The sequence below is a fragment of the Streptomyces sp. NPDC093591 genome, from assembly GCF_044764885.1.
Taxonomy (GTDB): domain Bacteria; phylum Actinomycetota; class Actinomycetes; order Streptomycetales; family Streptomycetaceae; genus Streptomyces.
Genome location: NZ_JBIWIY010000012.1, coordinates 46,336 through 59,873 on the forward strand (window position 1 = coordinate 46,336; position 13,538 = coordinate 59,873).

Below are 13,538 nucleotides of genomic sequence, written 5' to 3' on the forward strand. Positions count from 1 at the left end.
TTAGTGGACACGATTGCCAGCCTCTTCAGCTTCATCACGACACCCGTTTCCTGGGTCATCGTCCAGTTCCACAAGGTGTACGGCGCTCTCTTCGGCGATGACACCGGGTGGGCCTGGGGCCTGTCCATCGTGTCCCTGGTGATTCTGATCCGTATCTGCCTGATTCCGCTCTTCGTGAAGCAGATCAAGGCGACCCGGGCCATGCAGACGCTCCAGCCGGAGATGAAGAAGATCCAGGAGCGCTACAAGAACGACAAGCAGCGTCAGTCCGAAGAGATGATGAAGCTGTACAAGGAGACGGGTACCAACCCGCTCTCCTCGTGCCTTCCCATCCTGGCGCAGTCGCCGTTCTTCTTCGCCCTGTACCACGTGCTCAACAGCATCGCGAACAACGACACCATCGGTGTCATCAACCAGAGTCTGTTGCAGAGCGCGCAGAAGGCGCACATCTTCGGTGCCCCGCTGGCCGCGAAGTTCACCGATAGCTCCTCGGCCGTCGCGGATCTCGAAGCCTCGCTGACCACGGTCCGCATCGTCACCGCGGTCATGATCATCCTGATGTCGGCGTCGCAGTTCTACACGCAGCGCCAGCTGATGACGAAGAACGTCGACACGACGGTGAAGACGCCGTTCATGCAGCAGCAGAAGATGCTGATGTACGTCTTCCCCATCATGTTCGCCGTCTTCGGCATCAACTTCCCCGTCGGTGTTCTCGTCTACTGGCTGACCACCAACGTGTGGACCATGGGCCAGCAGATGTACGTCATCCGCAACAACCCGACCCCGGGTTCCACGGCTCAGGCCGCGTACCTGGAGCGCCTGACCAAGCACGTCACGCACCACGGCAAGACCCGCGGCCGCGGCGAGCGCGCCATCGTCAAGGCCATCGTGGCCAAGGGCCGCGACCGCAACGAGTACGAGCGCAAGTTCATCAACGGACTGAACAAGGCCGGTCTCGCGGCGCAGGCCGATGGCACCGTGGTGAAGAGCGAGGGCGCTGTTGCCACCGTGACCGAGGACGGTACGCCGACCACCGCTGCCGCTCCCAAGCGTCAGCAGCCGAAGCGGCAGAGCAAGTCCCAGCGTCAGGGTGGCGGTCCGAAGCAGGCCGGTGAGCCGACGTCGCTGAAGAAGTCCGACGAGCCCGAGGACGTCAAGCCCGAGGGCGCCAAGAAGGCCGCGCAGAAGCCCGGCGGCGGCGCCCGCAGCAAGGCCCAGTCCGGGCAGCGCAAGGGCGGCCCGCAGCGCCCCAAGTCCCCGTCCAAGAAGTAAGAAGGAGCCCATCCCGTGACGGAAGGCACCACCTCCGCCGCTGCCGAGGGTGCAGACACCCTGACCCGCCTGGAGCAGGAGGGTGAGATCGCGGCGGACTACCTCGAGGGTCTGCTCGACATCGCCGATCTCGACGGCGACATCGACATGGACGTCGAGGCTGACCGCGCCGCTGTCTCGATCATCAGCGACGCGGGGAGCCGAGACCTGCAGAAGCTGGTCGGGCGTGACGGCGAGGTGCTGGAGGCGCTGCAGGAGCTCACGCGTCTGGCCGTGCACCGGGAGACCGGAGACCGCAGCCGGCTCATGCTGGACATCGCGGGCTACCGGGCCAAGAAGCGTGCCGAGCTGTCTGAGCTCGGTGCCAAGGCCGCCGCCGAGGTCAAGAGCTCCGGTGAGCCCGTGAAGCTGAAGCCGATGACGCCGTTCGAGCGCAAGGTCGTGCACGACGCGGTCAAGGCCGCGGGCCTGCGCAGCGAGTCCGAGGGCGAGGAGCCGCAGCGGTTCGTCGTCGTGCTTCCTGCCTGATCGGCCCGTACGTTCCCCCGGCCCCGTCTGCCCGCAGGCGGGGCCGAACTTTGTCAGCCTGATAGTTCTGGTGGTTCTGGTGGCCGGCGCCCGGGCGCCGGCGGTACGGAAGGACGGTCCCCGTGACGGAGGCAGCGGAGCTCCCCCCTGCGCCTGAGCAGGCGCGTGAGGTGTTCGGCGATCGCTACGCTGATGCGGTCCGCTACGCCGAACTGCTCGCCGAGGCGGGTGTGCAGCGCGGCCTGATCGGCCCGCGTGAGGTGCCCCGCTTGTGGGAGCGGCATCTCCTGAATTGCGCGGTGCTCTCCGAGGTCGTGCCTGAGGGCGTGACGGTGTGCGATGTCGGTTCGGGTGCCGGACTACCCGGCATTCCCCTGGCGCTCGTGCGCGAGGACCTGAAGATCACGCTCCTGGAGCCCCTGCTGCGCCGTACGAACTTCCTGACGGAGGTCGTGGAGTTGCTGGGCCTGGATCATGTGACGGTCGTCCGTGGTCGTGCCGAAGAGGTCATGGGGAAGCTGACGCCGGTGCATGTCGTCACCGCGCGTGCGGTGGCACCGCTGGACCGGCTGGCCACCTGGGGCATTCCGCTGTTGCGTCCCTACGGTGAGATGCTCGCCCTCAAGGGCGACACGGCGGAAGAGGAGCTGAAGAGCGCGGCGACGGCTCTGAGCAAGCTGGGCGCGGTAGAGACGTCGATCCTCCATGTCGGGGAGGGCGTGGTGGACCCGATGTCCACGGTCGTGCGCGTCGAGGTCGGGGAGAGCCCGGGCGGTGTGCGCTTCGCTGCGAAGAGGGCGAAGGCGGCCAGGACGGGTCGCGCGCGTCGGCGACGCTGATCCGTCCTGACGACGAGACGTACTCCACACAAGCTGGCAAACCTACGCACGCCGGAGTGTCGCGACAGTTCAGCCAGGGCTGCTGTGCATCGTGTTTCACGTGAAACGTCGCTCACTGCTGCACGGCATCATCAGTCGCGGCCGCGCTGCGGCCGAACCCCGCGACCGAAAGCCCCTCGGATCCCTTGGAGGAGCTGCTTCCGATGACGCTCCGTCCCCCTTGAGGGGCACGGAGTTGTCCACAGAGGTGGATTTCTCCACAGAACAACAGGCCTCACTGGTTCACGACCCCGAAGACATGGGAGGCTCTGTTCATTGCGAGCCTGAAGTCGAGGAGAGTGAATCCTTGCGGTCCGACGCCAACATCGCGGGACCGATGACCGATCCGGTCCCCGGTCCCCGTACCGAGTCGATGGGGGAGGATGTTTCACGTGAAACACCGCCCCCGATGGACGACACTCCCATCGGTCGTGCTGCCCAACTGGCGGTGGAAGCTCTAGGCCGCGCCGGCGAGGGCCTGCCACGGCCCGAGCAGACCCGCGTGATGGTGGTCGCCAACCAGAAGGGGGGCGTGGGCAAGACGACAACGACCGTCAATCTTGCCGCGTCGCTGGCCCTTCATGGCAGCCGTGTGCTGGTCATTGACCTCGACCCGCAGGGCAACGCGTCCACAGCCCTGGGGATCGACCATCACGCCGAAGTGCCTTCCATCTACGACGTGTTGGTCGAGAGCAAGCCGCTCGCGGAAGTTGTCCAGCCGGTCCCCGACGTCGAGGGACTCTTCTGTGCCCCCGCCACGATCGATCTCGCCGGTGCGGAGATCGAGCTGGTGTCCCTGGTGGCGCGTGAGAGCCGACTGCAGCGGGCCATCCAGGCCTACGAGCAGCCGCTGGACTACATCCTCATCGACTGCCCGCCCTCGCTCGGCCTGCTGACGGTCAATGCGTTGGTGGCCGGGCAGGAGGTCCTGATCCCGATCCAGTGCGAGTACTACGCGCTGGAGGGCCTCGGTCAGCTGCTGCGCAACGTCGACCTGGTGCGGGGGCACCTCAACCCCGCCCTGCACGTCTCGACGATCCTGCTGACCATGTACGACGGCCGGACCCGGCTCGCGTCCCAGGTCGCGGACGAGGTGCGCAATCACTTCGGCGACGAGGTGCTTCGGACGAGCATTCCCCGCTCGGTTCGTATCTCCGAGGCGCCGAGCTATGGACAGACGGTGCTGACCTACGATCCGGGATCGAGCGGTGCCCTGTCCTATCTTGAGGCGGCACGAGAAATCGCGCTGAGGGGTGTTGGCGTCAGTTACGACCCGACGCACGCCCATATCGGCGCCCAGAGCAACCCGAGCATGGTGGAGGGGATCCAGTGAGCGAGCGACGGAGGGGTTTGGGTCGTGGTCTCGGCGCACTGATCCCTGCTGCACCGACAGAGAAGACGGTGGCCCCGGCTGCGGTGGGGGGTGCTGCCTCCCCGTCCCCGGCCGCTGTCCCGGTGCTGACAGAGCGCGGGGTGGCCGCGGCGAAGGTGGCCACACTGCCGCCTGTTTCACATGAAACCGAGGAGCCGTCGCTGAACGGCGCCGTGGAGACGCCTGCGCCTCCCATGGGCGCCCACTTCGCGGAGATCCCCCTCGATGCGATCAAGCCGAACCCGCGGCAGCCGCGTGAGGTCTTCGACGATGACGCCTTGCAGGAACTCGTCACCTCCATCCAGGAGGTCGGTCTCCTCCAGCCGATCGTCGTGCGGCAGATCGGCCCCGCACAGTACGAGCTCATCATGGGTGAGCGGCGCTGGCGGGCCTGCCGTGAGGCCGGCCTTGATGCGATCCCTGCGATCGTGCGGGCCACGGACGACGAGAAGCTCCTCCTGGATGCCCTCCTGGAGAACCTGCACCGTGCTCAGCTGAATCCGATCGAAGAGGCGGCCGCCTACGATCAGCTGCTGAAGGACTTCAACTGCACGCATGACCAGCTGGCGGACCGTATCGGCCGTTCCCGTCCGCAGGTCTCCAACACCCTGCGCCTGCTGAAGCTCTCGCCGAAGGTGCAGAACCGGGTCGCCGCCGGAGTGCTCTCCGCCGGGCATGCGAGGGCACTCCTCTCCGTCGAGGATCCGGAGGAGCAGGAGCGGCTGGCGTACCGGGTGGTGGCCGAGGGGCTTTCGGTCCGGTCCGTCGAGGAGATCGTGACCTTGATGGGCTCCCGGCCGCAGAAGACCCAGCGTTCCAGGGGGCCGCGGGCCGGCTCGGTTCCCTCCCCCGCGCTGTCCGATCTCGCGACCCGGCTCTCGGATCGCTTCGAGACTCGGGTGAAGGTCGAACTGGGCCAGAAGAAGGGCAAGATCACCGTCGAGTTCGCCTCCCCGGAGGACCTCGAGAGGATCCTCAGCACGCTCGCTCCGGGCGAGAGGCTGGCTCTTCAGAAGAGTCTCCTCGACGATGACGCGGAGGAAGCCGAAGCCTGAGGCGGCAGGCCGGTTTTGCTTCCCGGCCTACCCACGCGGGCCGTGTCCGGTGTGTACCGGAACACGGCCCGCTCTTTGCTTTCTGACGGTATCGATGGAATCGCATCATGGATACGATGCGTTCTGGTATGGCGCATCCACCTGGCAGACCTCTTAGGGGAGGCGGGGTCCATGCGAATGGTGAGCCGCACCGGACTGGTGAGCGCGGGCCTTGGGCTGGGCGCGGTCGGCGGGTTCGTCGGCAGCCTGCTCAGGGAACGGAGCGCCCTGACAGCCGCTCGCGACGCCGCGGGCGAAGGAAGCGAGGAACAGCCTTCATGGGCCGTCGGCTCGTACCGCTCACGCTGGACAACCTTCAGGACCTTCCCAAGCGCTGTCGGGCGTGTGTCTTCTGGGAGTTGGACCCGGTCAGCGGTGAAGCCGCGGTAAAAGCCGGCACTGCAGCTCTGGAGAAGGAAGCCTGGATCTCGGCCGTCCTGCTGGACTGGGGCTCCTGCGGTCGGGTCGTCTACGTCGACGATGTACCGGTCGGCTTCGTGCTGTACGCCCCACCTGCTTACGTCCCGCGCTCGACGGCCTTCCCCACGAGCCCCGTCTCACCGGACGCGGTGCAGTTGATGACCGCGTTCATCATGCCGGGCTACCAGGGTCAGGGGCTGGGGCGGGTGATGGTCCAGACGGTCGCCAAGGATCTACTGCGGCGGGGCTTCAAGGCGATCGAGGCCTTCGGAGACGCGCGCTGGAAAGAGCCTGCGTGTGTTCTTCCTGCGGACCATCTGCTGGCCGTGGGCTTCAAGACAGTTCGCCCTCACCCCACCTCTCCGCGCTTGCGGTTGGAGCTGCGGACGACCCTGTCCTGGAAGGAAGACGTGGAGATGGCGATCGACCGGCTTCTGGGAGCAGTGCAGAAGGAACCGGCGCTGAGGCCGCTGTAGAGCGAGCTGCCCCCTCAAAGCGAATGGGCCAACCCATCAGGGTTGGCCCATTCGTGTTTCACGTGAAACGTCACTCGGCGATGAAGTCCTCGAGGTCGCGCACGATCGCGGCCTTCGGCTTGGCGCCGACGATGGTCTTGGCGACCTCGCCGTTGTGGTAGACGTTCAGCGTCGGGATGGACATGACGCCGTACTTGGCGGCCGTACCCGGGTTCTCGTCGATGTTCAGCTTGACGATCTCGATCTTGTCACCGTACTCGGCGGCAATCGCCTCGAGGGACGGCGCGATCTGGCGGCACGGTCCGCACCAGGCGGCCCAGAAGTCCACCAGGACGGGCTTGTCGCTCTTGAGGACGTCCTGCTCGAAGGAGTCATCGGTCACGTTCTTCAGGGTGCCGGCCACGGCGGGCTCCTTAACTTTGGTGCGTGGTGGGGTGGGTGGGGGTCAGACAGAGGTCTTCTCGGGCTCGGCCTTCTCCTCGTCCGCGAGGGCGGCGAGGAAGCGCTCGGCATCGAGGGCGGCGGAGCAGCCGGTGCCGGCCGCGGTGATGGCCTGGCGGTAGGTGTGGTCCACCACGTCGCCGGCGCCGAAGACACCGGTCAGGTTGGTCCGCGTGGAGGGCGCGTCGACCTTGAGGTAGCCCTCCTCGTCCAGCTCCAGCTGGCCCTTGAACAACTCGGTTCGCGGGTCGTGGCCGATCGCGATGAACAGGCCGGTGACCGCCAGGTCCGAGAGCTCGCCGGTCTTGACGTTGCGCAGCTTCAGGCCGGAGAGCTTCTGCTCGCCCTGGACTTCGGCCACCTCGCTGTCCCAGACGAACTTGATCTTCGGGTCGGCGAAGGCGCGGTCCTGCATCGCCTTGGAGGCGCGCAGGGTGTCACGGCGGTGGACGATGGTCACGGACTTGGCGAAGCGGGAGAGGAAGGTGGCCTCCTCCATCGCGGTGTCGCCGCCGCCGATGACGGCGATGTCCTGGTCCTTGAAGAAGAAGCCGTCGCAGGTGGCACACCAGGAGACACCGCGGCCGGAGAGCGCGTCCTCGTTCGGCAGACCAAGCTTGCGGTGCTGCGAGCCGGTGGCGACGATGACGGCCTTCGCTCGGTGAACCGTGCCCGCGGTGTCCGTGACGGTCTTGATCTCACCGCTCAGGTCGACGTTGACGATGTCGTCCGGGACGAGCTCGGCTCCGAAGCGCTCCGCCTGGCCCCGCATGTTGTCCATGAGCTCGGGGCCCATGATGCCGTCCTGGAAGCCCGGGAAGTTCTCCACCTCGGTCGTGTTCATGAGCGCACCGCCGGCGGTGACGGCCCCCTCGAACACGAGCGGCTTCAGCGACGCGCGCGCGGTGTAGAGCGCCGCCGTGTAGCCGGCGGGCCCGGAGCCGATGATGATCACGTTACGGACGTCGCTCACGGCTTGATTCCTCGTCTCTGGACTGCGTCGTCGGACCGGGGGAGCGCCTTTCAGAACTCTCACCCCACCCAACGGATCCTAAGGGGCGCGCATTCCCACTGTGTCCGGGCACACGGTGACGCCACACTGTAGGAGTTGTCACGCCTGAGGGAGACGAAGCGCCGACTTCTCAGGAGCGTGCGTAGGAGTCCTTCAGGAGAACCTTGGCCGTGGTCGATGACGGCTGCTTCACACACGTCGCGTCCATGACGTAGGCGGTGACCCGGGTGACGTCAGAGGCATCGCGCAGCACGACGAGCAGAGCGTCCTTCCCCTCGTAGACGCCTTCCTCAGTGGCGAGCGCCGCGTCATCCCGGCCGATGCCCTTCCTGACACACTCGGGCACCGTGATCTCACGCAGGACGTGGGGGCTCTTGGTGTCGGGCCCGCCTTCCACGCCCAGGCTCCGTTCCGGAGCGCGGGAGCTACCTGGGGAGCTCTCGCGCTTGGCGAGGAGATCGGAGACCTGTTTCTCCAGTTTCGCTGCGGAGAAGGTGTCTGCGGAGGTCTGCCCGCCGCCGGCCGATGGACCGGCCCCTCCGCCCCCCATCAGCGAGGTCAGCAGCACAGAGCCGAGACCCAGGGCGGCGGCCGTGAATGCGGCGCTGAGAACCGCGACCTTGCGTCGGCCGACCTTCTTGCGGTCCTTGCGGCCAGGGCCGGTGGTCGAGGAGCGGGCACGGCCTGCCGGACGGTCTGTCGTTACCGATGTTTCACGTGAAACATGCGTGCTGTCGTCCGCTCCCGAGACCGAGCGGGCGGCGCCGGAGAGCTTTGGCTGGTCGACGTCATCGGGCGCCGTGGCGTTGAGCAGCGCCTCTGCGGCGAGGGCCGCGTCGATCCGTCCCGCGACATCGGCGGGCATGCGCGTCGGTCCGGGTAGCGTGCCGAGCAGTCCCCGGATCTCCTCAAGTGATGCGTGGACGTCCGCGCACAGCTCGCACTCGTCCAGATGCCGCCGTACATCTGCGGTCCTGGCCGGGGGGAGAAGGCCCTCGGTGAGGTCGGAGAGCTCGGCGACGTCCGGGTGCCCGGCCGTGTCTGTCGTGGAAGTCACGCTCGCCCACCTCCGCCCTTCACTGCAGCTGAATCACTCGGCCCGGTATCGCGCGGCTCCGTGGCTTGCTCCGTGGTCTGTGGACCCGCTGCCGGTGGGACGGATGTCCCCTGCGTCCGGTTCCGCCTCCCGCCGGGGTCCTTGCCACCACCGGCACTTTCCGGCCGTAGATGAGTGAGTAGAGGCAGCAGTCTGGCTCTGCCGCGTGCGCATCGACTCTTGACCGTGCCGGTCGGTACATCGAGGACCCGGGCTGCTTCCGCGACCGGGTAGCCCTGCATGTCCACCAGAACGAGCGCCGCGCGCTGGTCCGGCGGGAGCGTGCCGAGGGCCTCCAGGAGCTGGCGGTGCAGATCGTTGCGCTCTGCGGGAGCCGATGCCTCCTCGTGGGGCTCCAGCAACTGCTCCAGGCGCTCGGTGTCGTCGACGGGGGAGGTCTTCCGGGAGGCGGCCTTGCGGGCGCGGTCCAGGCAGGCGTTCACCGTGATCCGGTGCAGCCAGGTCGTGACGGCCGACTGGCCTCGGAAGGTGTGGGCGGCCCGGTAGGCGGAAACGAGGGCGTCCTGGACGGCGTCAGCGGCCTCCTCGCGGTCACCGAGCGTCCGCAGCGCCACCGCCCAGAGCCGGTCGCGGTGACGGCGTACGAGCTCACCGAAGGCATCGGGGTCGCCTTTTACATGGCAGGCGAGAAGGTGCTGGTCGCTTGCATCGCCGTATCCGGCGTCCTCTGCCATCGGCCCCTCCCGTGGGCAACTCTAGGCGAGTTCGCGGCATCGTGGAGAAAGTCCTGAGCGCAGGCCCTCAGGCACATCGCGAGCCTTGGCTTCCGTCAGCCCTTGATCTCGACCTCCGAGATGCCACCGCGGAACAGATCCGCAGACCCGTCTTCCGGCAGTTCCGTAATGTGGATGAGAACGTACCGGGTACGGATCGGCTTCTTCAGTTCGACCTGGAGGCTCGAGCCGGTGGACGACAGCTTGGTCAACCGCTGGGAGAATTCACTCAGGGATGTGGGAGCCGAGGCATCGGCATCCGCTGCCAGCACCTCGGCGGTCTGCCCGCTGCGATACATGGTGATGTCGAGGCGGGACACGTTCTTGACGCTTCCGAGGTCCAGGATCAGTCCACTGCCCTCCTTGCGCTGCGGCAGGTTCCCGAAGTTGGGGTATCCCCGGTATTGCGGGGTGACCCACGCGGTGTCCGCCTTGCCGTCGACGGCGAGTTGGACCTCGTCCTCCTGTATCCCGGACCCGCTCGGCGCGAACTCCTGCACACTGTCGATCGGGACCTGCTTCAGGGGCGCAGCGGGCTTGTCGCCGCCGTCCTCATCCGTCGTCTGCGTCTGGTTGTTGTCCTCGGACTTGCCACCCTGGTCCATGAGCGCATCGGCCAGCTGCCAGCTGCCAAGGCCGAGAGCGGCGATCAGAAGGGCCGAGACGGCCCACTTCAGGGCCTTGCCCGTGCGGCTCTGCAGTGGGGGCGGCGGGGTCGGGACCGGCTGGGTGGCGCCAGGATGCTGGGCTTGGCGGCCGTACGTGCCCTGCTGGTACGTCGTGCGCTGGTACTCCGGTGGGGCCGTGAACGACGGCTCCGGCGGACGGATGCGGGGCATCTCGCCGATCGCCTTCACCAACTCCTCCGGCGTCGCGCACGCGGACTCGTGCCGGGACGCGGTCGCGCCATCGTTGACCAGCGCACGCATGGTGAGCTCGGAAAGACCACGGTGGACGCCGGCACGCACCTGGTCGGGGGCGATCAGGCCGACGTCCTTGGGCAGCCCGGACAGGCCGTAGGCGTCGCTCTCGTACGGCCAGCGCTGGGTGAGCGCGGCGTACAGCAGCGCGCCGATGGCCTCCGTGTCGGTGCGCTGCGGGGTGTCGGAGCTGATGCCGCGCAGTGCGGCGTTCACCGCGAGGCCGCGGATGCGCCACTGGCCGGAGGAGGTGCGCAGTACGGCGTTCGGGTTGAGGCGGAGGTGGGCCAGGCCCTCGCGGTGGGCGGCGGCCATGGCGGCGGACACCTGCGTGACCATCTGATAGGTCTCGTACGCCTCCAGCGGGCTGGAGGCGAGCAGCGTCGTCAGTTCGGTCGCGTCGGGAAGCCACTCGTGGACGACGTAGACGAGGTCGTTCTCCTCGACGGCGTCGAGGACCTGGACGAAGCGGGGGTCACCGAGCAGCGCGGAGGAGCGGGCCGCGGCCAGCACGGAACGGGCCCGCGCATGGTCCGCGGGCAGAATGTGGACGCCGACGGCGCGACGGAGTTTCTCGTCGACCGCACGCCAACTGCTGAAACCGTCCAGACGGGTGACGCACTCCTCGAGGCGATAGCGTCTGGCGAGCTTGTGGCCGCTGTGCAGCTCGGGTGGTGAGGCCTTTCCGGGACCCTCGGTCCCGCCACTCCCCTGTGCCTCGTCGGTGTCCGTGTCCCGCTCCCGATTCTTGGCCACCCCGTCGGCCGTGGACTGGTCCGCCTGAGCGGTCAGCGGCTCGTCGCCGCTGTTGTCTGCCACGTCGACGGCAGCCGTGCTCCGTTCCGCCACCGTCGTTCCTGCCTCCCCATCTATTGCGCGCCGTACGACTCCGTGCGCGCCGTCCGACGCCGAACCAATTGTGCCCACAGTCCGCCGCTATGCACGACACACGGTGGCGGACGATGGTTGTGCGCATACCCCAGCTTCAGCGACCCAGGCGCCCGCGAACCATGCCGACCAGTGAGTTCAGCTCTTCGATGCGCATCCGACGTGCGGCGACGAAGAAGATGCCGAGGAGCACGGCTCCGCCCGCCAGCAGGGCGGCGGAGGAGCCGAGGACGCCCTGACCGAGGGTCCGGGCGATCCCGTAGCAGGCCGCACCGCTCAGCAGTGCTGCGGGCACCGAGGCAATGCAGAGTCTCGCGTAGGTCCGCATCACCTGGGCGCCGTCCAGGTCGCCGCCCAGCTTCTTGCGCAGCCGGTTCCAGGCGACACCGACGCCGATCGCGTAGGCCAGGCCGTACGAGGCGGCCATGCCGACCACGGCCCAGCGGGGCGGAAGGACGAAGTAGCAGATGGCTGAAGCGATAGCGTTGCCCGCCGCGACGATGACCGTGTTGTAGAAGGGCGTGCGGGTGTCCTCGTAGGCGTAGAAGGCACGCAGGACGACGTATTGCACGGAGTAGGGGATCAGGCCGAGCCCGAAGGCCATCAGCATGAAGCCCATGTTCGTGGCCTCGCTGGTGCCCGAGGAGCCGAACATCAGCGTGCACATCGGGACGCCGAGTGAGACGAATCCGAAGGCGAGCGGCACGATCGCGACCGCCGTCGTGCGCAGGCCCTGGGAGATGTCGTCGCGCACCGCGCCGGCGTCGTCCTCGGCGGCTGAGCGGGAGATGCGGGGCAGCAGGGCGGCCATCAGAGAGACGGTGATGATGGCCTGCGGGAGGCCCCAGATGAGCTGGGCATTGGCGTAGGCGGCGTAGCCGGTGCCGTCGACGCGGGAGTCGATGCCGGCCGAAGTGGACAACTGGGTGACCACGAGCGCACCCGCTTGGTTGGCCAGGACGAACAGGATCGTCCACTTGGCCAGCATGGCGGCCTTGCCGAGGCCGTGCCCCTTCCAGTCGAAGCGCAGCCGCAGCCGGAAGCCGGTCTCGCGCAGGTACGGGATCATCGCGAGAGCCTGGACGACGAGGCCGAGCAGAACACCGGCGCCGAGAAGCCTCTGCCCCTCCGGCGGGATGGTCGTGACCCTCATACCGGAGTGCTCCGCGGTGCCGTACACCCAGAGGAACAAGCCGAGCGTCACGATGATGACGATGTTGTTCAGGACCGGTGTCCACATCATCGCGCCGAACCTGCCGCGGGCGTTGAGGATCTGGCCCATCACCACGTGGACGCCCATGAAGAAGATCGAGGGCAGGAAGAAGCGGGTGAAGGTGATGGCGACCTCGTTGGCCGCGGGGTCCGTGGCCACGGGGTTGGACAGTGCACGGACCAGGAGCGGCGCGGCGAACCACGCCAGAGTGGTGAGCGCGGCCAGAGCCACCATCACCAGGGTCAGAAGACGGTTCGCGTACGCTTCGCCGCCGTCCTCGTCGTCCTTCATCGCGCGCACGAGCTGGGGCACGAAGACGGAGTTGAGGCCGCCGCCGACAGTCAGGATGTAGATCATCGTCGGCAGCGTGTAGGCGACCTGGAAGGAGTCACCGAGCAGACCGAGGCCCAGGGCCGAGACGATCATCATGGAGCGGACGAACCCGGTGAGGCGGGAGACCATCGTCCCCGCCGCCATCACAGCGCTCGACTTCAGCAGCCCGCCGGCCCGCCCGCCCTTCTTCGCGGCAGGTGCCGGGGCGGGAGCGGGCGATGCCGCGGTCGCCTCGGGCGCGGCAGACGGCGTAGCAGCCTCGTACGAGCCCCCAGTCGGCCCCGCAGCCGGGCCTGGGGCCGGTGCCTGGGAAGGTGCCGGAACCGTCGGCGGCTGGTACTGCGGATGCCCGCCCTGCTGCTGGTCGCGGAAGAGGTGAGCGAAGGCGTCGTGCTCGGGGCGCTCCTCGGTGGAGTGCGTGACGAGGTCGTCGACGCCCACGTACTGGGTTGTGCGGGGATCGTCGCCGTACGGCATGTACTGGTTCGGGCTGTCCGGCTCGGGCGCCGGGGTCTGAGCCCATACATGCGGGTCGGGGGCGTACGGCGACTGCGGCGGCTGGCCGTACAGCGGCTGCTGCGGCTGGTACGTGCCCGGAGGGGGCGGCGGGTGGGCGGCACGGTCGTACAAGGCCTCGGCGACCGGGTCCTGGGCGGTGAGGTCCTGGGCCCGGTAGGGGTCCTGGTCGTAGGTGTCCTGGAGGTACATGTCCGCGGGGTGCTGCGGTGGCACCTGGCCGTGCTCGGGCGGCGGGCCCTCGGGGTGCCCCGAGCTGCCCGCGGCCTGGCCGCGGTCACCGTCGTACGGCGCGTTCATGGCTACCCCACCTCATCGTCCCGGGCCCACCGGCCACGACATCGC

12 protein-coding genes are annotated in these 13,538 nt (G+C 67.9%); 6 read left to right on the forward strand and 6 right to left on the reverse strand.

The window, feature by feature from the left end; all coding sequences use genetic code 11:
* Nucleotides 1-3: 3 nt before the first annotated feature.
* The 6 genes from yidC (at nucleotide 4) to ACIREI_RS25240 (ending at nucleotide 6,040) form a co-directional block, all read left to right on the forward strand.
* The gene (yidC, locus tag ACIREI_RS25215; protein ID WP_403336886.1) at nucleotides 4-1,272 is read left to right on the forward strand and encodes a membrane protein insertase YidC; all 1,269 of its coding nucleotides are present in this window, start codon (nucleotides 4-6) and stop codon (nucleotides 1,270-1,272) included.
* Between the two features lie 15 nt (nucleotides 1,273-1,287).
* Nucleotides 1,288-1,800, forward strand: coding sequence for a R3H domain-containing nucleic acid-binding protein (locus ACIREI_RS25220; protein ID WP_079307551.1), 513 nt, complete (start codon nucleotides 1,288-1,290; stop codon nucleotides 1,798-1,800).
* Between the two features lie 122 nt (nucleotides 1,801-1,922).
* On the forward strand, nucleotides 1,923-2,639 hold the full coding sequence (gene rsmG / locus ACIREI_RS25225) for a 16S rRNA (guanine(527)-N(7))-methyltransferase RsmG (RefSeq protein ID WP_403336889.1): 717 nt from the start codon (nucleotides 1,923-1,925) through the stop codon (nucleotides 2,637-2,639).
* A gap of 298 nt (nucleotides 2,640-2,937) precedes the next feature.
* Nucleotides 2,938-4,011 carry a ParA family protein gene (locus ACIREI_RS25230; protein ID WP_403337390.1) on the forward strand — a complete coding sequence of 358 codons (1,074 nt, stop codon included), beginning with the start codon at nucleotides 2,938-2,940 and terminating at the stop codon, nucleotides 4,009-4,011.
* Nucleotides 4,008-5,105, forward strand: a complete 1,098-nt coding sequence (locus tag ACIREI_RS25235; protein ID WP_403336892.1) for a ParB/RepB/Spo0J family partition protein — start codon at nucleotides 4,008-4,010, stop codon at nucleotides 5,103-5,105. The genes ACIREI_RS25230 and ACIREI_RS25235 overlap by 4 nt, the downstream gene beginning before the upstream one ends.
* A gap of 317 nt (nucleotides 5,106-5,422) precedes the next feature.
* Nucleotides 5,423-6,040 (forward strand): GNAT family N-acetyltransferase, encoded by a 618-nt coding sequence (locus ACIREI_RS25240; protein WP_062145546.1) that lies wholly within the window; start codon nucleotides 5,423-5,425, stop codon nucleotides 6,038-6,040.
* Nucleotides 6,041-6,110: 70 nt separating this feature from the next.
* Here ACIREI_RS25240 and trxA read toward each other — a convergent pair whose 3' ends face one another.
* The 6 genes from trxA to murJ all read right to left on the reverse strand — a co-directional run bounded on the left by trxA (nucleotide 6,111) and on the right by murJ (nucleotide 13,493).
* The gene (gene trxA / locus ACIREI_RS25245) at nucleotides 6,111-6,443 is read right to left on the reverse strand and encodes a thioredoxin (protein WP_062707865.1); all 333 of its coding nucleotides are present in this window, start codon (nucleotides 6,441-6,443) and stop codon (nucleotides 6,111-6,113) included.
* A 42-nt stretch (nucleotides 6,444-6,485) separates the two neighbouring features.
* Complete coding sequence (gene trxB / locus ACIREI_RS25250; protein WP_403336895.1) at nucleotides 6,486-7,454, reverse strand: thioredoxin-disulfide reductase; 969 nt, start codon at nucleotides 7,452-7,454, stop codon at nucleotides 6,486-6,488.
* Nucleotides 7,455-7,623: 169 nt separating this feature from the next.
* A complete protein-coding gene (locus ACIREI_RS25255) occupies nucleotides 7,624-8,550 on the reverse strand; it encodes an anti-sigma factor family protein (RefSeq protein WP_403336898.1) in 927 nt (308 codons plus the stop codon).
* Nucleotides 8,547-9,284 (reverse strand): RNA polymerase sigma factor SigM, encoded by a 738-nt coding sequence (gene sigM, locus ACIREI_RS25260; RefSeq protein WP_403336901.1) that lies wholly within the window; start codon nucleotides 9,282-9,284, stop codon nucleotides 8,547-8,549. The genes ACIREI_RS25255 and sigM overlap by 4 nt, the downstream gene beginning before the upstream one ends.
* Nucleotides 9,285-9,379: 95 nt before the next feature.
* Nucleotides 9,380-11,092: a protein kinase family protein gene (locus tag ACIREI_RS25265; protein ID WP_403336904.1), complete on the reverse strand. Its 1,713-nt coding sequence runs from the start codon at nucleotides 11,090-11,092 to the stop codon at nucleotides 9,380-9,382.
* Between the two features lie 136 nt (nucleotides 11,093-11,228).
* Nucleotides 11,229-13,493 (reverse strand): murein biosynthesis integral membrane protein MurJ, encoded by a 2,265-nt coding sequence (gene murJ / locus ACIREI_RS25270; protein WP_403336906.1) that lies wholly within the window; start codon nucleotides 13,491-13,493, stop codon nucleotides 11,229-11,231.
* Between the last annotated feature and the right edge of the window lie 45 nt (nucleotides 13,494-13,538).